The organism is Kitasatospora sp. NPDC048286 (assembly GCF_043201735.1).
Taxonomy (GTDB): domain Bacteria; phylum Actinomycetota; class Actinomycetes; order Streptomycetales; family Streptomycetaceae; genus Kitasatospora.
This window is the reverse complement of the sequence record NZ_JBICZE010000002.1, coordinates 132,252-151,918: the sequence shown is the minus strand read 5'-3', so window position 1 is coordinate 151,918 and position 19,667 is coordinate 132,252. Positions and strand designations below refer to the sequence as shown.

At 75.0% G+C, this 19,667-nt stretch carries 16 protein-coding genes; 8 read left to right on the top strand and 8 right to left on the bottom strand.

All coding sequences use genetic code 11. The features are described 5' to 3' along the window. Nucleotides 1–284: 284 nt before the first annotated feature. Nucleotides 285–2,612, top strand: coding sequence for a SpoIIE family protein phosphatase (locus ACGF13_RS04980; protein WP_392869042.1), 2,328 nt, complete (start codon nucleotides 285–287; stop codon nucleotides 2,610–2,612). A gap of 327 nt (nucleotides 2,613–2,939) precedes the next feature. Here ACGF13_RS04980 and ACGF13_RS04975 read toward each other — a convergent pair whose 3' ends face one another. The 4 genes from ACGF13_RS04975 to ACGF13_RS04960 all read right to left on the bottom strand — a co-directional run bounded on the left by ACGF13_RS04975 (nucleotide 2,940) and on the right by ACGF13_RS04960 (nucleotide 6,756). Next, complete coding sequence (locus ACGF13_RS04975) at nucleotides 2,940–3,860, bottom strand: (2Fe-2S)-binding protein (RefSeq protein WP_392869040.1); 921 nt, start codon at nucleotides 3,858–3,860, stop codon at nucleotides 2,940–2,942. Between the two features lie 160 nt (nucleotides 3,861–4,020). After that, nucleotides 4,021–4,863: a hypothetical protein gene (locus tag ACGF13_RS04970; RefSeq protein ID WP_392869038.1), complete on the bottom strand. Its 843-nt coding sequence runs from the start codon at nucleotides 4,861–4,863 to the stop codon at nucleotides 4,021–4,023. 252 nt (nucleotides 4,864–5,115) lie between these two features. Then, nucleotides 5,116–5,964 carry a hypothetical protein gene (locus ACGF13_RS04965; RefSeq protein ID WP_392869036.1) on the bottom strand — a complete coding sequence of 283 codons (849 nt, stop codon included), beginning with the start codon at nucleotides 5,962–5,964 and terminating at the stop codon, nucleotides 5,116–5,118. A gap of 174 nt (nucleotides 5,965–6,138) precedes the next feature. Next, entirely contained in the window at nucleotides 6,139–6,756 is a 618-nt protein-coding gene (locus tag ACGF13_RS04960) for an NTP transferase domain-containing protein (protein ID WP_392869034.1), read from the bottom strand. Nucleotides 6,757–6,972: 216 nt separating this feature from the next. On the opposite strand from ACGF13_RS04960, the gene ACGF13_RS04955 reads away from it, so the two are divergent. Continuing rightward, nucleotides 6,973–7,752 (top strand): HNH endonuclease family protein, encoded by a 780-nt coding sequence (locus ACGF13_RS04955; protein WP_392869032.1) that lies wholly within the window; start codon nucleotides 6,973–6,975, stop codon nucleotides 7,750–7,752. A gap of 83 nt (nucleotides 7,753–7,835) precedes the next feature. Continuing rightward, on the top strand, nucleotides 7,836–9,404 hold the full coding sequence (locus ACGF13_RS04950; RefSeq protein WP_392869030.1) for an alpha/beta hydrolase: 1,569 nt from the start codon (nucleotides 7,836–7,838) through the stop codon (nucleotides 9,402–9,404). Between the two features lie 64 nt (nucleotides 9,405–9,468). Here ACGF13_RS04950 and ACGF13_RS04945 read toward each other — a convergent pair whose 3' ends face one another. After that, the gene (locus ACGF13_RS04945; RefSeq protein WP_392869028.1) at nucleotides 9,469–11,910 is read right to left on the bottom strand and encodes a glycosyltransferase family 39 protein; all 2,442 of its coding nucleotides are present in this window, start codon (nucleotides 11,908–11,910) and stop codon (nucleotides 9,469–9,471) included. Between the two features lie 71 nt (nucleotides 11,911–11,981). Beyond that, on the bottom strand, nucleotides 11,982–13,103 hold the full coding sequence (locus ACGF13_RS04940) for an alpha/beta hydrolase (RefSeq protein WP_392869026.1): 1,122 nt from the start codon (nucleotides 13,101–13,103) through the stop codon (nucleotides 11,982–11,984). Between the two features lie 148 nt (nucleotides 13,104–13,251). On the opposite strand from ACGF13_RS04940, the gene ACGF13_RS04935 reads away from it, so the two are divergent. The 5 genes from ACGF13_RS04935 to ACGF13_RS04915 all read left to right on the top strand — a co-directional run bounded on the left by ACGF13_RS04935 (nucleotide 13,252) and on the right by ACGF13_RS04915 (nucleotide 17,918). Further along, nucleotides 13,252–14,142 carry a hypothetical protein gene (locus tag ACGF13_RS04935; RefSeq protein ID WP_392869024.1) on the top strand — a complete coding sequence of 297 codons (891 nt, stop codon included), beginning with the start codon at nucleotides 13,252–13,254 and terminating at the stop codon, nucleotides 14,140–14,142. A gap of 176 nt (nucleotides 14,143–14,318) precedes the next feature. Further along, nucleotides 14,319–15,869, top strand: a complete 1,551-nt coding sequence (locus ACGF13_RS04930; protein ID WP_392869022.1) for a putative Ig domain-containing protein — start codon at nucleotides 14,319–14,321, stop codon at nucleotides 15,867–15,869. A gap of 102 nt (nucleotides 15,870–15,971) precedes the next feature. Next, nucleotides 15,972–16,637 (top strand): HAD family hydrolase, encoded by a 666-nt coding sequence (locus ACGF13_RS04925; protein ID WP_392869020.1) that lies wholly within the window; start codon nucleotides 15,972–15,974, stop codon nucleotides 16,635–16,637. Nucleotides 16,638–16,739: 102 nt separating this feature from the next. Next, on the top strand, nucleotides 16,740–16,943 hold the full coding sequence (locus ACGF13_RS04920) for a hypothetical protein (RefSeq protein ID WP_392869018.1): 204 nt from the start codon (nucleotides 16,740–16,742) through the stop codon (nucleotides 16,941–16,943). Between the two features lie 78 nt (nucleotides 16,944–17,021). Beyond that, entirely contained in the window at nucleotides 17,022–17,918 is an 897-nt protein-coding gene (locus ACGF13_RS04915; RefSeq protein ID WP_392869016.1) for an aminoglycoside phosphotransferase family protein, read from the top strand. A 55-nt stretch (nucleotides 17,919–17,973) separates the two neighbouring features. Here the strand turns inward: ACGF13_RS04915 and ACGF13_RS04910 are convergent, their stop codons facing one another. Further along, complete coding sequence (locus ACGF13_RS04910; protein WP_392869014.1) at nucleotides 17,974–18,504, bottom strand: RICIN domain-containing protein; 531 nt, start codon at nucleotides 18,502–18,504, stop codon at nucleotides 17,974–17,976. Between the two features lie 128 nt (nucleotides 18,505–18,632). Continuing rightward, the gene (locus tag ACGF13_RS04905; protein WP_392869012.1) at nucleotides 18,633–19,625 is read right to left on the bottom strand and encodes a helix-turn-helix domain-containing protein; all 993 of its coding nucleotides are present in this window, start codon (nucleotides 19,623–19,625) and stop codon (nucleotides 18,633–18,635) included. Between the last annotated feature and the right edge of the window lie 42 nt (nucleotides 19,626–19,667).

Below are 19,667 nucleotides of genomic sequence, written 5' to 3'. Positions count from 1 at the left end.
GGCCCGTTGGCATTGCCGCTCGGCCGAACATTGGCCAGGATGGTGGGAATGTGTGTCCACGTGCGGGAAGCAGCGGGGAGACCGAACCTCGACTGGCCACCGTCCGTCGCACCGTCCTATCCAGCACGACCCATCACACCGCCACGCGGCCCGTCCGGACGGTCGGCGCGGTCCGCCACGGCAGCGGCAGGAGCAGCATGCCCACTGAGCCCGAGTCGCCGGGGCCGGCGCTTCCTCCCGGCGCGTCGCCCGTCGTCGAGCCGCGAACGGTAGAGCCGAGGACCGTGGAGCCGAGGACCACCAAGCCGAGGACCGTGGAACCGCGCACCGCCGAGCCGAGAGCCGTGGAGCCGGGAGCCGTCGGACCGCGCGTCGCCGAGCAGCCGGGCGCCCCGGAGCCGCGCACCCCCGGGAGCGGCCGGGTCAGGCCGCCCGCCCAGCCCTCGCGCCGCGGCTCCGCGGTGCGCCCCTCCCCGAGCCTCGCCGCCGCCCGGCTGGCGCCCGTGCTCTCCGGGGGGCTGCCGCCCTCCACCGCGGACACCATGCCGGACTGGCTGGAGCCCGCGATGGCCGCCAACGGCATCGGCTCCTTCGACTGGGACATCCGCCGCGACGTCCTGGAGGGCGACCAGCGGGCCTGCGCGATCGTCGGACTGGACGCCCTGGAGCGGGTCCGCTTCGACCGCACCGCCGCCTCCTTCCTGACCCTGCTGCACCCCGAGGACGCGCCCGTGGTGCGCCGCCGGGTCGAGCGCGCGGTCGCCGAGCTGGGCCAGTGCGGCGCCTACTACCGCACCGTCGGGGCGAACGGCGGCATGCGCGCGGTGCGCTTCCGCGGCCGGGTGCTCGCCGACGCCTTCGGCCGGGCCTCCCGGATGGTCGGCTTCGTCTGGGACGCCACCGTCGAGCTGCACAAGCGCGACCACGCCGACCGGATGGCCCTGCTGCGCGAGGAGCGCTCCCGGTTCATCAAGGAGGCGGCGCGCGCCCTCTCCGAAGCCGTCACCGTGCGTGACGTGGCCCGGGTGTTCACCGAGCTGCCGCTGCCCGGACTGCCGCCGGACGGCCTGGTGCTGGCCTCCTTCGAGGCCGGACGGGCCCAGATCCTCGGCGCCTCCGGCTACCGCGCCGACACGCTGGCCGTCTGGGACCGCACCGTGCTGCCGGCCGGCCACCCGGCCGCCGAGGCGCTGCGCCACCGGGCGCCGGTCTTCGTCTCGACCCGCGAGGAGTTCCGCGACCGCTACCCCGAGGTGTGGGAGCCGACCAGCCGCGGCGGCCGGGGCTCCTGGGCGTACCTGCCACTGGTCGCCAGCGGCCGGGCGATCGGCGTCTGCGTGGTCAGCTTCGACGACGAGCGCGAGCTGGACGCCGACGAGCGCACCCTGCTGTCCACCCTGGGCGGGCTGGTCGCCCAGTCGCTGGCCCGGGCCCGGCTGCACGACGCCGAGCACGAGCTCGCGGCCGGCCTCCAGCGGGTGATGCTGCCGCGCACCGTCCCGTCCGTCCCGGGCGTGACCACCGCCGTGCGCTACCTCGCGGCCGGCTCCGGCCTCCAGATCGGCGGCGACTGGTACGACGTGGTGCCGCTGCCCGGCGGGCACGTCGGCCTGGTGATCGGCGACGTCCAGGGCCACGACGTGCACGCCGCCGGGATCATGGGCCAGCTGCGGATCGCGCTGCGCGCCTACGCGGCCGAGGGCCACCCGCCCGCCGCCGTGATGGCCCGCGCCTCCCGCTTCCTCGCCGACCTGGACACCGACCACTTCGCGACCTGCACCTACGCCGAGGTCAACGTGGACTACGGCGTGGTCTACGCGGTCCGGGCCGGCCACCTCGACCCGGTGGTGCGCCGCGCGGACGGCACCGCCGCCGTGGTGCCGGTGGCCGGCGGGCTGCCGCTGGGCATCGACCCGGACCAGGAGTACCGCGTCACCCGGTTCAGCCTGGACCCGGGCGAGACCGTGCTGCTCTGTACCGACGGCCTGGTCGAGGCGCGCGGCATGGACCTCGACGAGGGCGTCGCCCGGCTCACCCGGACGCTCGCTCGCCCGCTGCCGGACGCCGCCGAGGCCGCCCGCGACCCGCTGGAGGAGCTGGCCGACCGGATCGCCTCCCAGGCCGCCGACTCCAGCGAGCGCGAGGACGACATAGCGCTGCTGCTCCTGCGCTGGGACGGCCCGGCCGGCGGCCTGGCCGCCCAGCAGTTGCGCCGCCGGATCGGCCAGGCCGACCTCGCGCGGGTCGCCGAGGTCCGGGCCGAGCTGCGCGACGCGCTGCGCCGCTGGGGCGTCGCCGAGTTCATCGACACCGCCGAGTTGCTCTCCTCCGAACTGGTCACCAACGCCATCCGGCACACCGACCGGGACGCCATGTTCACCGCCCGGCTCTACCGGGAGCCGGAGGCGGACGGTGGCCGGGCCCGGCTGCGGGTCGAGGTGGAGGACGAGTCGGACCTCTGGCCGACCCGCCGTACGCCGGGGGAGCAGGCCTCCTCCGGACGCGGGCTGATGCTGGTCGAGGCACTCGCGGACTCCTGGGGCGTGGAGCCGCGCGGCTCCGGCAAACGGATGTGGTTCGAGCTCAGCGGGACGGCGTCGGCGGCGGCCTGAGGCCCCGTCGGCTCAGGCCCGGTGCCAGGGGGCTCAGCCGAATTGCTGCTCGAGGGGCCTGTTCGGCGGCTGGGAGTACTTCGTCCCGTTCGGGTTGGACGGCGCCGCGAGGGTGTGGGAGGCGCCGCCGTGAAGGGATTCCTTGCGGCGGCGGCGCTCCTCGGAGCGCTCCCGGGAATCCGGGCCGGCGGCGGGGGAGGCGGATCCCCGGCAATGCGCTGAGGAGAGGGATTTCTGACCTGGTGACGATCGCACTGTCATAGGAATGCGCGGCGGATTGTTCCTGGAATGACGGGCTTTTCGAACCTGATATCGCACAGGCTTTCGTCAACGTCGCGTGACGCGAGGGCAGCCGCCGCACATGTCCTGCGGATCCGCGGTGTAGACGAGGCAACAACTGGCCCGGGACCGCTCCGGGCCCGGGGCGCAGTCCGCCCTGGGCGCCGGGGGCGCGAAGCCGGCGCCCGGAGTGAAGGGGGCCGGAGCGGGGGCGGGTCGGTCGTCCGCGCCGGGCGTGTGCGCGGGGTCGAGGGGCTCGCCGGGCGCCAGCAGCGCGGACAGTTCGGCGCGCGCCCGCTCCTGCTCCCCGAGCAGCCCGCCCGCGTAGCAGAGCCCCTCCACCACCGCGTCGGTGGCCATCGCCCACAGCACCCGGGGTCCGCGCCGCGCCTCCGGGCCGAAGGCGGTGAGCACCGGGGCCAGGAAGGCGCCCAGCGCGGACCGCAGCGCGGCGGCCAGCGCCGGCTCGTCCGGCACCGCCCCGGCCTGGCCCGAGCCGGCCGCCGGATCCTCCGGCAGGCAGACGAACTCCGCCGGGCGGACGGTCAGTTCGACCGCGTCGGGGTGTCGGCGCAGCGCGACGTCCCCGAGCGCGAGCAGCGGGACGCGCTGCTCCAGGAACCACGGCAGCGTGAACAGCAGCGAGACCGGCCAGACGAAGCGGTGCAGCCCGAAGCCGGCCGCGACGTCCGGGCGCAGCGGCCGCCCGTAGCGGGCGAGGCCCTGCCGGGCGTCGTGGGCGATCAGCTCGCGGACCGTCTCGGGGCGGGCGGCGAGGTCGGCGGCGGTCAGCCAGCCGTCGCCGTGCCGGGGCCGGGCGCAGCGCACCGTCAGGATGGGGGTGAGCCCGGACAGCCGGTGGTACGAGGGCGCGCCCGGGGTGGTGGGCGCGGGAGCGGGGACGGGGGTGCGCGCACCGGTGGTACGGGGGGCGCGCGGCGTGGGGCCGGGCCGGGTGCTCGCGGTCATGGGCGGCCCCATCGGGTCGACCGGGGCGCCCATGGTCCGCCCGGCGGTGCCCGGCGGCGGTGGCGCGCCGGACGCGGCCGGACCGGGGCATGGCGGTGCCCGGGGAACGGCAAGGCGACCTGGCCGGGGTACTGCTCCCCCCGGCCAGGTTAGCCTCACCTTAGCTGATTGTCCCCCCGGTCTCGCTCGCGGTGCGTCCGTCCGTGGGAGCCCCCGGCGTGCGGCGGGGCCCCAGCTGGCGCGCGAGCCAGACCGGCACTCCGCCCAGGGCGGCCACCAGCCGGGCCGCCTCGGCCCGCAGCCGCGCGGCCTCGGGCGGCTCGGACACCTCGGCGAGCGCGGCGAGCGCCGGCGCCACCCCCACCGTGAAGCCGAGTTGCTCGCGCAGCCGCAGGGAGGCGTCGAAGCCCTCCCGGGCGTTCCCGCGGTCCCCGCGGGAGAGCGCCAGTGCGGCCAGGTGTCGCCAGGTGTACGAGCGCAGCAGTTCGTCCCCGCGCTCGCCGGCGCCGTCGTGCGCCCGGCGGTAGGCGATCCAGGCGGCGCTGCGGTCGCGCAGCAGGTTCTCGGCGACCAGCCCGCGCCGGAAGTCCAGCAGCGGGCGGCCCGGGGCGTCCGGCGGCAGCAGGGCCGAGGTGCGGCCGAGCGCGGCCTGCGCCTCGTCCAGCCGGTCCCGCGGGCCGAGCACGCTCGCCACGTACGCGAGGAAGCCGCGGGCGCAGGCGGCGGCCGCGCGCTGTTCGGTGCCGGAGGCCAGCGCCTCCGCCAGGCGCAGCGCCTGCTCCGCCTGGGTCCAGTTCGCGGCGGTGAACAGGCACTGCTCGATGAGGAGTTCGGCCCGCCCCAGGGCCGCGGCCGGGTCGTGCTCGGCGGCCGGTCGCAGCAGTTCGGCGGCCTCCTGCCAGCACCCCCGGGACCTCAGCCGCCACACGGTGTCACCCGGCTCCTCCGCTGCCGCCCGCCCCCGCCCCTCCGGGCCGCTCGGGTCCCATCCGTGCTCCGACAACGCCACCTCCTTGTGTGCGCCATCCGGCAAGGGCGCGGACCCGCCCCTGAGGCCCTGCCGCCACGACCCGTGCGCATGACGACGACAGGGCGAAAGGCCCGCGCTGTGGCCGCAATTCAACACGGGGGTGAGCTTGTGCACCAGATCACGAGCGAAGGTTGTTGCTTTTGGAGGAAAAATGATCTAGGGGTGCGCACGGGAGGAGACGCGGAGGAGGGGGAAGGGGGCCGCCCCGCCGGGCGGCCCGGTGGGTCAGGAGGTCCAGCCGGTCTCCATCAGGGCCTCGGCGGCGCCGTTCGCGGGCTGCGGCACACCCGCCAGGTCCAGGCTGAACAGGGCGACCAGCAGCTGCTCGCCGCGCACGGTGGCCTGGTGCGAATAACCCGCGAGGGTGAACATCGCGGCGGCCATCTCCTCGGCGTGCAGGGTCTGCAGCCACAGGCACTCGACCGACTTCACGTCGGCGGGCTCGGTCCAGGTGTCCACCTGGGCGACCATCCGGCTGCCCAGCAGGGTGACCCCGTCGCGCTCCTGGGCCTCGGTCAGCTCCAGGTCGTCGAAGCCGAGCCACTCCAGGTAGCGGGCGGCGGTGAACACCGCGTCCTGCGAGGTGCGCACCGGGTGCGGACGGAACGGCGTGCGGTGGCGGAACGGGCGGGAGCGGCCGGCCGCGGGCGGCGTGGGCGGGGCCGGGGTGGGCACGTTCACCGGGTGGGCCGGGTACGGGCGGGCGGCCTGCGGGCCGGGGGCGGCGAGCGGGGCGGCGGTGCCGGTGCCCAGCCGGGTGGCGCGGTCGACCGGCAGCCGGACGGTGGCGCCGCAGTTGCAGGTGAACTCGGGCTGCGGCCACTGGTCGGAGCGGCCGCAGTGCGGGCAGCGCATGCTCAGCCAGGAGTCCTCCCAGGAGCGGAAGCGCACCTGCACCGGCACCCCGCCGCGCAGCAGCGGCACCTTGAGCGAGGCCCCGCACGGGCAGGGCAGGGACGGCGGTTCGTAGAGGTGCTCGCGGCGGCAGGCGGGGCAGCGGATGGCCCGGGCGCCACCGCCCGGCCCCGGTCGCGTGGGGTCGTGTCCGGTGAAGTCGTCGGGCAGTCCGGCCATCGCGGGCTCCGTCCGTCGGTGTCGGGTGGGTGGGACGATTCCCATGCTCCCCGAAATGTCCGGCGCCGGACGCGGAATGGGGCAATCCTCAGGGACGGATCAGGGGCTCCTGCCCGCTCGGGTGGGAGTGGAATCCTTCCGGAGGGGGATGCCCGGCGGGCCGGACCTGGACGTTCACCCCGCGGACCAGCGGGCCAGGTCGGCGGGGGTGTCGAGGTCGTCCGGGACGGCGACGTCGGCGCACTCGACCAGGACGAGCTCCGCCGCGTGCGCCGTCAGCAGGGCGCGGGCCCCGGCGTCGCCCCGGGCGCCCGCCGCCGCCTCGGCGAAGTGCCGGGCGCCGATCAGCACGGGGTGTCCGCGCCGCCCGTCGTAGGCCGCGGCGGCCAGGTCGGCGCCCGCCCGGTGGGCGGCCAGCAGCCGGGACACCGCGGCCGGGGTGACGCCCGGGGTGTCCACCAGCATCACCAGCGCCGCCGAGGCGTGCGGCGGCAGCGCGGCCAGGCCGGCCCGCAGTGAGGTGCCCATGCCCTGCTTCCAGTCCGGATTGCCGACCAGCCGGCAGCCCGGCAGGTGCGCGGTGGCCCGTACCCGGTCGCCCTGCGCGCCCAGCACCACGGTGACGTCCGCGCAGCCGCCGGCCCGGACCGCCGCCGCCGCGTGCTCCACCAGCGGCCGGCCCCCGTACCGCAGCAGTGCCTTGGGGCGCCCGCCGAGGCGGCTCCCGCCCCCGGCGGCGAGGATCAGGGCGGCGACCGGGCCCGGTCCGGCGGGTGTCGGTGGTGTCTGCATGGGGCCAGCCTGCCCGGTCGGGGCCGGGGCGTGCGCGGCGGGGGCCGGCGAGGGGGCGCCGCGTCCGGTGGCCGGACGCCCTCGCGGGGGAGGGGGTGTGAGCGGGTGTGAGCTTCGACATGCTCCGGGCCGTCGCGTGGCGTCGGCTTGACCTGCTCTCGGGGCGGCTGATCTGCTGGTTCGCCGTCAACCCGCCCCTGACCCCGGGAGTTCTCCGTGCCCGCCCGCCGCTCCACGCTGTCCGCCGCCACCGTGTTCCTGATATGCGCGCTCGCGCTGGTCGGTTGGTTGATCGGCGGCCGAGACCACAAGTCGACCGGCCCCAAGGCCGACGGCGGCACCGCCGCCCCCGCCGCAGGGGCCACCGGCACCAGCCCGCTGCAGAACCCGGACGGCACCAAGCCCGGCCTGGCGCCGCTGACCACCCCCGAGGAGCAGAAGGCCGGCCGGGACGTCATAGCCAAGGTCGCCACCGCCGCCGTCGGCACCAAGGACGGCTACGACCGCAACGAGTTCGGCCCCGCCTGGACGGACAACGTCGACGGCGTCCCGTTCGGCGGCAACAAGTGCGACACCCGCAACGACCTGCTCGCCCGGGACGGCACCGGCGTCGAGCACAAGGACGGCTCGGACTGCACCGTCACCGCGATGACCATCTGGGACCCGTACACCGGCAAGAGCGTCCAGTGGACCAAGCAGCAGGCCTCCAAGATCCAGATCGACCACGTGATGCCGCTGTCCTACGACTGGCAGATGGGTGCCGGCAAGTGGGACAAGGCCAAGCGCGTCCAGATCGCCAACGACCCGCTCAACCTGATCCCCGCCGACGGCTCGCAGAACGCCTCCAAGGGCGACTCCGGCCCGGCCACCTGGCTGCCCGCCAACACCGAGATCCGCTGCTCCTACGCGGTGCGCTTCGCCCAGGTCTCGCTGAAGTACCAGCTGCCCGTCTCCGAGGCCGACAAGAAGGCCATGCTCCAGCAGTGCGGCGGCTGACGAAACGTTGATCCCGTGAAGCCGGGGGCGGGTGCGGTGTGCGCGCGGCGCGTGCCGGGTGGTACTTGTGGGCGGTGGCCCCGATGATCCCCCGGCTCCCCCGCCCGCCCGGGCGCACCCTGCCCGCCCTCGCCGCCGCACTCGCCCTCGCGCTGCCGAGCGGCTGCACGGGCGCCGCCCCCGGCCCGCCCGACCGGCCGCCGCTGGCCGAGCGGGTCGCCGCCACCGCCGCGCCCGCCCTGCGCGCGCTCTACGACCAGCGGATCGACTGGCGGCACTGCCCCGACGAGGACGGCGACGACCCGGACCGGGCCGCCGTGCGGTGCGCCACCCTCAAGGTCCCGCTGGACTACGCCGACCCGGGCGGGCCCACCGTCGACGTCGCCCTCGCCATGGTGCCCGCCGCCGACCGCGCGCACCGGCTCGGCGCCCTGGTGCTCAACCCCGGCGGCCCCGGCAACTCCGGTGTCGACATGGTCCGTTGGGGATGGAAGGGCTACCAGGGGCCGCTGCACGACCGGTACGACCTGGTCGGCTTCGACCCGCGCGGCGCCGGGGACACCACCCCGGTCCACTGCCTGGACGACCGCACCCGCGACCAGTGGGACGCCACCGACGACCCGGCCTACGACCACGGCCGGATCCTCGCCGAGGCCTGCCGCGCCCGGCACGCCGACCTGCTCCCGCACCTCGGCACCCGCGACACCGCCCGCGACCTCGACGTCCTGCGCGGCGCCCTCGGCGAACGCCGACTGGACTTCCTCGGCTTCTCCTACGGCACCCACCTCGGCGCCACCTACGCCGAGCAGTTCCCCGACCGCACCGGCCGGCTCGTTCTCGACGGCGCCGTCGACCACGGCGCCCCCGCCGCGCGGCTCGGCACCGAACAGGCCGCCGCCGCCGAGGCCGGGCTCCGGGCCTTCGCCGCCGCCTGCGCCACCGACGACGGAGCGGCCTGCCCGCTCGGCGCCGACCCGGCCGCCGCCCCGCAGCGCCTCGCCCGCTTCCTCGACGGACTGCGCGACCACCCGCTGCGCGCCGCCGACGGCCGCGCGCTCACCGCCGCGCTCGGCTGGGACGCCGCCCTGGACGTGCTCTCCGACGGCCGCCGCTCCTGGCCCCGGCTGCGCGAGGCCCTCGCGCCGGCCGTCACCCGGGGCGAGGCCGAGGGCCTGCTCGCCCTCGCCGACGGCGCCGACCGCCGCGACGAGGACGGCCGCTACCGGACCCCGGCCGACGCCTTCGCCGCCATCTCCTGCGCGGACGGCCCGCCCCCGCCCACCGACGCGGAACTGCGCCCGGCCCTCGCCGAACTCGCCGCCCGCGCCCCGCTGGTCAGCGGCCACGACCCGGTGGGCACCCTGCTCGACCCGGACTGCCGCCCCTGGCCGTTCCACAGCCCCGAGCCGCCGCGGCCGATCCGGGCGGCGGGCAGCGCCCCGATCCTGGTGATCGGCTCCACCGGCGACCCGGTCACCCCGTACGCCTGGGCGCAGCGGCTCGCCGCCGGGCTGGAGCACGGGGTGCTGCTCACCCGGGACGGCGACGGGCACACCGGGTACGACAAGAGCGGCTGCGTCCGGGACGCGGTGGCCTCCTACCTGGTGGACGGCCGGCTGCCGGCGTCCGGGACGCACTGCCCGTCCGACTGAGGCAGCGGGGACGGGAGAGGGGGCGTGCCGTGCGAACACGGCACGCCCCCTCGGGGGTTCGGGCTCAGGAGGTGGGGGCCGTCAGGTCGTAGAAGGTGGTGGAGCCGATGGTCCTCGCCGTGTAGTGCGCCGTCACCCAGGACTCGATCTGGGCGGACTCGCTCTGCTGCCCGCCCTCGTCGCCGCCCGCGCCGCCGCCGAAGCCGCGGCGGGAGCCGCCCGCGCCGATGAACCAGTGCACCTTCCCCTCCTCGACGTACTTCCGGAAGCCGGCCAGGGTCAGCGAGGGGTCGGTGCCGTTGAAGCCGCCGAGGGCCATCACCGGTTCACCGGTGGCGAGTTGGTAGCCGGCCGCGGTCTGCGAGCCGATCGTGGCGGCCGCCCAGGTGTAGTGGTCGGCGTTCTCCTCGATCATGGCGGCGACCTCGCCGGTCACCTTGGGGCCGTCGAGCAGCCCGCCCATGCCGCCGGGCGGCGGGCCGCCGGCCGTGCCGCCGGTGAGGCCGCCCGGGGCCTGGGGGTCCGGCACACCGGGGACGCCGTCGGTGCCGGTACCGGTGCCGGTGCCGCGCTCGTGGCGGCCGTTGGCGTGCTCGGAGCCCGTACCGCCGCCGTCGAAGCCCTGGGCGCCGTTGAAGCCCTGCCCGCCGGTGAAGCCCCGGGCACCCGGGAAGCCCGGCAGGCCGCCCTGGCCGCCCTGGCTGTTCTGACCACCCTGGCCGTTCTGCCCGCCCTGGCCGAACCAGCGCCCGTTGCCGCCGCCGGGGAAGCCCTTCGCGCCGTTGCCGCCCCTGCGCCCCATGCCGCCGGGCCCGGACGCGCCGTCCACGCCCGGCCCCGCGGTCACGATCGAGCCGGTGTGCGGGGTGTTCACCGTGTCCACCGCGTACGCCGCCGGTCCGCCGAGCGCCGCCGCCACGCCCACCAGGCCCGCCACCGAGGCGATCCGCGCGCCGGTCCGGCCGGAGGTCCGTCCGGCCACCTGCCCGGTGACCAGCGCGGCCGCCGCCACCAGACCGCCGACCAGCACCGCCCAGCGCAGCCACGGCAGGAAGCCCGGGCTGCGGCCGAGCAGCACGAACGCCCAGACCGCCGTCACTGCGAGCGTCCCGGCCAGCACCAGCGCCCAGGGCAGCCGGTGCCGGGCCCGCCACAGCCCGTCCACGCCCATGCCGACCAGCGCCGCGACCGCCGGGGCCAGCGCCACCGTGTAGTACTGGTGGAAGATCCCGGACATGAAGCTGAAGATCAGCGCGGTGGACAGCAGCCAGCCGCCCCAGACCAGGAAGGCCGCGCGGGCGGTGTCGGTGCGGGCGTGGCGGCGGGTCGCCCAGAGGCCGACGGCCAGCAGGATCAGCGCGGCCGGCAGCAGCCAGGCGATCTGCCCGCCGATGTCCGTGCCGAACATCCGGGTCAGCCCGGTCTCGCCCCAGCCGTGGCCGCCGCCGTGCGCCGCGGCGCCGCCCGGCAGGTCCAGCCCGGCCGGCATCCGGCCGCCGCCGCCCACGCTGCCGCGTTCGTTGCCGTCGACCCGGCCGAGGCCGTTGTAGCCGAAGGTGAGCGAGAGGAAGCTGTTGTCCTGCGAGCCGCCGATGTACGGGCGGGCCGAGGCGGGCATCAGCTCGACGACCGCCACCCACCAGCCGCCCGAGACCAGCAGCGCCGCGCCCGCGAGCAGGCTCTGGCGCACCCGCCGCCAGAACCCGGTGGGCGCCGCCACCAGGTAGATCACCGCGAAGGCGGGCAGCACCAGGAAGGCCGCCAGGGTCTTGGTGAGGAAGGCGAGGCCGAACATCACCCCGGTGAGGACCAGCCACCGGGTGCCCGCCGCCTCGACCGCCCGCACCAGCCCGTACGCGGCCAGCGTCAGCAGCAGCACCAGCAGCGCGTCCGGGTTGTTGAAGCGGAACATCAGCGCCGCGACCGGGGTGAGCGCCAGCGCGGCGCCCGCCAGCAGGCCGCCCAGCGGGGAGAAGCGGCGGCGCACCGTCGCGTACAGCACGCCGACGGTGGCCGCGCCCATCAGCGCCTGCGGGGCGAGGACCGACCAGGAGGAGAGACCGAAGACCCGCGCCGACAGCGCCATCGGCCACAGCGCGGCCGGGGGCTTGTCGACGGTGATGAAGTTCGCCGCGTCCGAGGAGCCGAAGAAGAAGGCCTTCCAGCTCTGGGATCCGGCCTGCACGGCGGCCGAGTAGAAGGAGTTGGCCCAGCCGGAGGCGCTCAGGCCCCACAGGTAGAGGACGGCGGTCGCGGCCAGCAGCGCGAGCAGGGCCGGGCGCACCCAGCGCGGGTCGTCCGCGCGCCCGCGCCAGGCACGGGCGGGGAGGGTGCGCAGCCGGCCGGACCAGGAGGCCGGGCCCTTGGGACCGGCGGCCGGCAGGGGCTGCTCGGGGAAGAGCGGTGCCGGGCCCGGCCGGACCGGGGCCGGCACCTCCGGCGGCGGGTAGTTCGCGGCCTCGGGCCACGGTTCGCCGGCCGGAGGGGAGTAGCTGCTCGTGGTCATGCGCCATACGGTGGGTGGCGCGGCTGAGAGAACCGTGAGACGGGGCTGTGAGACGCGTGTGATCCGGAACGTCAGGCGGACGGCGGCATGGTGAGGTGCTTGCCCAGCCACTCCAGGGCCGGGGGGATCTCCCGGGTCCAGGTGTGGAAGTTGTGGCCGGCGGTGTCCAGGGTGATGGTGGACATCTTGGTGGGGGCCTTGAAGGCGGCGACCATGGCCTTGGTCTCGTCGTAGTTGTTCTCGTCGTACGCGGTGGTCAGCAGCAGCGAGACGGGGGCCGCGGGCTGGTTCTTCAGCCGCCACAGCAGGTCGTTCTCCTGCTTCAGCTGGGCGCTGCCGCCGAACAGGTCGCCGGTGGTCGCGTCGTGGGCGGCGCTGTAGTAGCCGGAGAGCGCGACCGCCGCGCGGTAGGCGTCGGGCTTGCGCAGCGCGAACTTGAGCGCGCAGTAGCCGCCGGTGGAGTTGCCGATCACCGCCCGGTTGGCCGGGTCGGTGCCGATCCGGTAGGTGGTGGCGAGGGCCTTGGGCAGGTCGGAGGTGAAGAAGGTCTCCACCTGGGGGCCGTTCGGCACGTCCACGCACTCGGTGTCCCGGTCGCCGACCAGGGTGGGGCGGGTCATCACCAGGACGGTCGGCGGCAGCTTCTTCTGCTCTATCGCGTCCAGCGTCGACGCCGGGTACTGCATCAGCGAGATCAGCTTCTCCGGGGTGCCCGGGTAGCCGGTGAGCACCAGGGCCATCGGGAAGCGCTGCTTGGCGTAGTCCGGCTGGAAGTACTGCGGCGGCAGGTAGACGTACGCCTCGGTGGTCAGCCCGCTGCCGGCCCCCCGGACGTCGACCTTCTGGATCTGGCCGGAGCGCTCAGGGTCCGAGCCCTGCGCGGAGTAGAACTTCTGCTCGCCGGTGACGGCCACCCCGGAGGCGTTGGGCTGGTGGTCGACCACCGTGCCGAGCCCGCCGCTGGTGCCCAGCAGGTCCGTCCAGGAGCTGTAGAAGCCGAAGTAGCTGTTGGCGATCAGACCCATCGCGGCCAGCACCGACACCTGGGTGGCCAGGAACGCGCCGATCCGGCCCAGCCACGCCTTCCAGCCCTTCCCGCCGAACCGCGGCCACAGCCACATGGTGGCGGCGAAGACGGCTATCGCGAGGAGGGAGGCGATGATCTGGAGCGGGAGTCCGGTGAGACTGAGCACGGGCCCGATCGTAGTTGACCTCCGTGAACGGCCCGGGGCGGCCCCTTCCGGTGGCCGTCCGAATCGGGTTGACCGGGATGGTTCGTGCTCGGCAGCATGTCGCCCGACGCGTACGGGGAGTGCGCTGGGATGACGGTGGGGTGGGGTCGTGGAGTTCAGGGGTAGGGCTGTCCTGGCGGTCGGCGGGGTGCTGCTGCTGGCGGCATGTTCCGGCGGGGGCGGCGAAGGGGCGGCGGCGCCGAGCGCTTCGGCGACGCCGTACGGCACGGTGCTCAGCCAGGCCTTGGAGCCGGTCGGCACCGGGCTGGGGAAGGTGGCCGCGGCGACCACCGCGAGGGATGCCGGACTCGCGCTCTCCGCCCTCCAGTCCAACGCCGACCGGGCCGTCCGCGGAGTGCAGTCCGCCGCGCCGCCGGCCGGGGCCGAGGCAGCGCGCGCCGACCTGGTGGCCGGCCTGAACGCGCTCTCCGCCGAGGCGTCGAAGATCCGTGAGGACGTCTTCGGCTACAGGATCTGCTCGGCCGGGTTCGTCCAGGCGAAGCTCGGTGTCGGCCCGGGGCTGACGGCGACCCGGGCCGCCGTCGCCAAGCTGGCGGCGGCCGGCCACCAGGCTGTCCTCACCGTTCCGAAGCTGCCCGAGCCGCAGCCGGTGCCGAGGGCCCTGGAGAACGGAGCCGTGGTCACCGACGGGGGGAACCAGGGCAAGGGCGAGCTCACGTTCGAGAACGGCGGCCAGGTGGACGCCGTCGTCTCGATCGTCCTGGACGGCCGGACGGTGGCCTCGGCGTACGTGGCCAAGGGTCGGCCGGCCACCATCTCGGGCGTCAAGGAGGGTTCGTACGACTTCCACGTCACCATCGGGGTGGACTGGGACTCCGAGGCGAGGCAGTTCACCCAGAACTGCCTGTTCGCCAATGTGGGGGAGAAGCGCGAGTTCGGGCCGGGCGGGACGACCTGGACGGTCAAGGTCCCCACAGCGGACGGCAGGGACGGCGCCGACGTCCGGTTCGAGACCGTGGAGTCCTTCCCGCAGCCATAACCCCGGCCCGTAACGGGCATACCGGGACGGGTCGTTGCCGCTGGGTGGCACAACAGGCCATGGGGAGTGGCGAGTTCGGTCACAATCCTTGACCCATTGAAGTGGCCATGGCACTTTCGTGCGGCGCGGGCGTCGGCGACCAGTCGTACACCCCGCGATCCCCCACAAGGAGAGCCATGTTCAAGAGGATTGTCGCGGTGGCCGGTACGAGCGCCGTCGTCGCGGGCGGGCTGGCCTTCGCGGCCGCCCCCGCGCACGCCGTTCAGGCGGCCGACCTGACCTCCACCATCGCCCTGAGCAACTGCTCGGCCTCGCTGGTCCGTTACCCCACCTCGGTGGCCGGCGACCGCGCGCTGATGCTCACCAACGGGCACTGCCTGCCGACCATGCCCTCGGCCGGCCAGGTGATCCAGAACGCCACCGCCAGCCGCAGCGGCACCCTGCTCGACGGCGCGGGCAACAGCCTGGGCACCGTCCAGGCCGACAAGGTGCTCTACGCGACGATGACCGGCACCGATGTCGCGCTCTACCAACTCACCGACACCTACGGGTCGATCACCTCCAAGTACGGTGCCACCGCGCTGACCATCAGTGACACGCACCCGACCGACGGTGCGTCGATGTACATACCCTCGTCGTACTGGAAGCAGGTCTGGAACTGCTCCGTGAACGGCTTCGTGCCGACCCTGCGCGAGGACGAGTGGACCTGGCACGACTCGCTGCGCTACAGCTCCGGCTGCAACACCACCCACGGCACCTCCGGTTCGCCGATCGTCGACTCCGCCAGCGGGCGGATCATCGGCATCAACAACACCGGCAACGACGACGGCGCCATGTGCACCCTCAACAACCCGTGCGAGGTGGCCGCCGACGGCACCACCAAGGCCTACAAGGGCCAGAGCTACGGCGAGGAGACGTACTGGTTCACCACCTGCCTGAACTCCTCCACCCGGGCCATCGACCTCAACACGGCCGGCTGCCTGCTCACCAAGCCGGCCGGCAGCGGTGCCGTCACCGTCACCAACCCGGGTAACCAGTCCACCACCGTGGGCGGTTCGGTCAACCTCCAGATCAGCGCCTCCGGCGGCACCGCCCCGCTGTCCTACGCCGCGACCGGCCTGCCCGCCGGGCTGTCGATCAACTCCTCGACCGGTGTCATCGCCGGCACCGTCTCCGCCGCCGGCAGCTCCACCGTGACCGTCACCGTGACGGACGCGGCGGGCAAGTCGGCCTCCACCAGCTTCACCTGGGCCGTCTCGACCGGTGGCGGCGGCTGCACCCCGGCGCAGCTGCTGGGCAACGCGGGCTTCGAGACCGGCAGCGCCACCCCGTGGACGGCGTCCAGCGGCGTGGTGGACAGCAGCACCTCCCAGGCGGCCCACAGCGGCTCCTGGAAGGCGTGGATGAACGGCTACGGCTCCACCCACTCGGACTCGCTGTCGCAGACGGTGAGCATCCCGGCGGGCTGCAAGGCGACGCTGAGCTTCTGGCTGCACATCGACACCGCCGAGTCGGGCAGCACCGCGTACGACAAGCTGGCCGTGTCGGTCAACGGCACCACGCTGAAGACCTACTCCAACGTGGACGCCGCGGCGGGCTACCAGCAGCGCACCTTCGACCTGTCGTCCTACGCGGGCCAGTCGGTCACGGTGAAGTTCGCCGGGACCGAGGACGCCTCGCTCCAGACCAGCTTCGTGATCGACGACACCTCCGTCCAGACCGGCTGAGCCCGGACCGGCTCCTGACGGGCCGGTGAACCAGGACAGGTGAGGGGCCCGGTGGCTACGGCTGCCGGGCCCTTCTCGTGGCGGCCTCCCTATCCTGGTCGGATGATCAAGCCCATCGAGCTGGTGATATTCGACTGTGACGGAGTCCTGGTGGACAGCGAGGTGATCGCCGTCCGGGTGCTGGTGCGGCTGGGCCGGGAGTACGGCTGGCCGCTGACCGAGGCGGAGGCGATCGAGCGTTTCGTCGGTCGGTCGGAGCCGGCCAACAACGCGCTGGTCGCCGAGCGGCTCGGGGCGGAGGTGGCGGCCGTGTGGGGCAGGCGCTTCCACGAGCTGCACGCCGAGGCGGTCGACGCCGGGCTGACCCCGGTGGACGGCCTGCCGGAGGCGCTGGCCGCGATCACCCTGCCCACCTGCGTGGCCTCCAGCGGCACCCACGAGAAGATGCGCCACACCCTGGGCCGCACCGGCCTGCACGACCACTTCGCCGGGCGGATCTTCAGCGCCACCGAGGTCGGGCGCGGCAAGCCCGCGCCCGACCTCTTCCTGCACGCCGCGCGCTCGATGGGCGTCGACCCGGCCGCCTGCGTGGTGGTCGAGGACAGCCGGCCCGGCGTGGAGGCCGCCCGCGCCGCCGGGATGCGCGCGCTCGGCTACGCGGGCGGCGTCACGGCCGCGGAGCGGCTGGCCGGGCCCGGCACCGTGGTCTTCGACGACATGCGGGACCTGCCCGGGCTGATCGCCGCGGGCGCCGTCCACCGGGGGTAGCGGCTCGCCCGGCGCACCCCGAGCGCTATATTGAACACGTTCAGATGTGACTCGAAGGGTGGGGGACGCATGGAGGTCTGGGCGCGCAGGGTGATCACGTGGATGGCGACATGGGCGGCACTCCTGGTGGTGGTGCCCCTTATGCCGCTGCTTCCGGGCCGCTGGGGGGAGCGCGACCGCCAGTGGACGCTCGGGCTCCTGTGGTGGCTGCTCGTGTTCATCGGCCCGTTCGTGGCCTGCGCCGTCAACCGGCGGTGGATCCACGCCGACGGACGGAAGCCCGGGGGAGCCGGGCGCAGGCGCTGACCCGGGGCCGCGGCGGCCTTCGGTCCCGGCGCCAATTCGGTTGCCGGGCCCGGCGTGCGGCTGGCAGGGTCGGGCACCATGGCCTCCTCCCGCAAGCTGCACCCCGACGAACTGGACATCGACGAGTCGCTGGTGCGCCGGATGGTCGCCGAGCACTTCCCCGAGTGGGCCGGCCTGCCGGTCGAGCCGGTGACGCCGACCGGGACCAGCAACGCGATGTACCGGTTAGGCGCGGAGCTGGTGGTGCGCATCCCGCGGATCCCCGGGGTGGTCGAGGAGATCGCCAAGGAGGACCGCTGGCTGCGGCGCCTGGCCCCCCGGCTGCCCGTCCCGGTGCCGGTCCCGCTGGCCGTGGGCGGGCCGGTCGACGGCTGCCCCTGGCCCTGGTCGGTGCTGCGCTGGCTCGACGGCGCCACCCCGGTCACCGGGCGGATCGCCGAACCCGGGCTGCTGGCCCGGGACTTGGCCGGCTTCGTGACGGCCATCCGCCGGATCGACCCGGTCGGCGGGCCCGCCGCCTACCGCAACGAGTCGCTGGCCGAGCGCGACGCCGAGACCAGGAAGGCGATCGCGGCCGTGCCGGACCTGGTCGACGCCGCCGCCGCGACCGCCGCCTGGGAGCACGCCCTGGACGCCCCGGCGCCCACCGGCCCCCCGGTCTGGCTCCACGGCGACCTCCAGCCCGGCAACCTGCTGGTGGGCCCGGACGGTCGGCTCGCCGCCGTCATCGACTTCGGCTGCGCGGGCCTCGGCGAGCCGGCCGTCGATCTGATCCCCGCCTGGTACGTCCTGCCCGCCGCCGCCCGCGAGACCTTCCGCGCGGCCGCCGCCCCCGACGACGCGGCCTGGGACCGCGCCCGCGGCTGGGCCCTGTCCATCGCCCTGATGGAGGTGTCCTACTACCGGGACAGCGACCCGAGGATGACCTCCATCGCCCGCCACGTCATCGCCGAGGTCCTGGCCGACCACGCGTAGCGGGCCGGCCGCTCCCCGCCCGCGCGACGGCGGGCGGGGAGCGGCCGGTGGCTCGTCACCAGTGCCAGAGCGCGCCGGACTGGCCCTTGTACTCCCACTGCTGGGCGTTGGCCCCGTTCGCGCCGGAGGAGCTGGTGATCTCCAGGACCTTGCCGCTGTGGTTCCGGATCACCGCCCGGTTCGACCTGACCGACTCCACCCGCCACTTCGCGCCGTCCTGGCCGTTGCACGACCACTGCTGGGCCTCGGCGCCGTTCGAGGTGGAGGAGCTCTGGATCTCCAGGCACTTGCCGCTGTGGGCGTTCACGAGGTTCCAGTAGCCGTTGCCCGCGGACTGCCACTGCCACTTCGAGCCGGCCTGGCCCTTGCAGTCCCACTGCTGGGCCCTGGCGCCGTTCGCGGTGGAGGAACTGGTGATCTCCAGGCACTTGCCGTTGTCGTTCTTGATCTCGATCGAGGCCGTGAGGCCGGCGTGCGAGTCGGCGAAGGCCTGGCCGCCGCCGAGGCCGGTCAGGGTGAGCGCCAGGGCGGCGACGCCGACGGCGGCGGCGGAGCGCCGGGTCCTGCGGAGTCCGTTGCTGGACATGGATGGTCCCCCTTCGAGGGTGTCGGTGTTGGTCGCGTCCGCCACTCGATCCCCCGTGTCGGACGCACCATCAGCTTGCCGATCCCACCCGGTGGTTGTCGTTGGCATGCGGTCCACTGCCGCTTGGTTCAGAGTCCACCGCCGGCCGTCACGGCGCCGTGGCGGTAGTCGCGGGGCGGCAGGCCGTACGCGCCGCGGAAGGCGCGGGTGAAGTCCGCGGCGCGGGGGAATCCGCAGCGGGCCGCGATGACGTGGACGGGGGTGGCGGCCAGAGCCGGGTCGCCGAGGTCGCGGCGGGCCCGTTCGAGGCGCTGGCGGCGGATCCAGGCGGCGACGGTCTCCTCCTCGCCCTCGAAGAGGCGGTGCAGGTAGCTGACCGAGATGTGGTGCGCGGCGGCGACGGCGCCGGGGGCGAGGTCCGGTTCGTGCAGGTGGGCCCGGATGAAGGCCCGGATGCGCTGGACCAGGGCCCGGCGCCGGCTCTCCGGCGGTACGGCGTCCTCGGCGTCGAGGTGGTGGGCGAGCGTCGCCGTCACCAGGTCGAGGGCGGCGGTGCCCAGCCGGGGCGCGTCGCCGGTCCGGTAGGCGCCGGGGTCGGCGGCGATGCCGGTGAGCAGCTGGACGAGCAGGGCGCCCACGCCGGTGTCCCCGGGCATCCGGCGGGCGATCAGCGTGTCGGTCCGGCCCGGCGGCAGCGGCAGCGCCTGTCGGGGGAGGCTCAGCCAGGCCCCGCGGATCCGCCGGCTCGGATCGTCGGTGCTGACTCGGAGGGCGATGGGCCGGGTGCTGTCGTACATCACCAGGTCCCGCGGGCGCCACTCGCCGCGGTCGTCGGACCGGGCCGCGGGCCCGGCGTCGGCGATCGGGACAGAGAAGAGGTAGAGCTCCGGGTCGGAGGAGCGGATCAGGCGCGTCGGCCGGCGTACGGTGATCGGCGGGCTCTCCATGTTCCAGAGCCGCAGCTCGCCGAGCGTCAGGACGCGCAACTCCGCCCGGAAGTCGGCGGCGTGTTCGCTGCTGGCCTCGATCGGCGCGTTCATCCCGGCGAGTCGGTGCCGCCAGTGCTCGAAGCGGTCGGACGGTTCCACGTCCTCGGTCCGGTACACCGACTCGGCCAGCATGCTCGCCCTCCCCGACGCGTGCTTCCCTGTCCCGGCATTGTC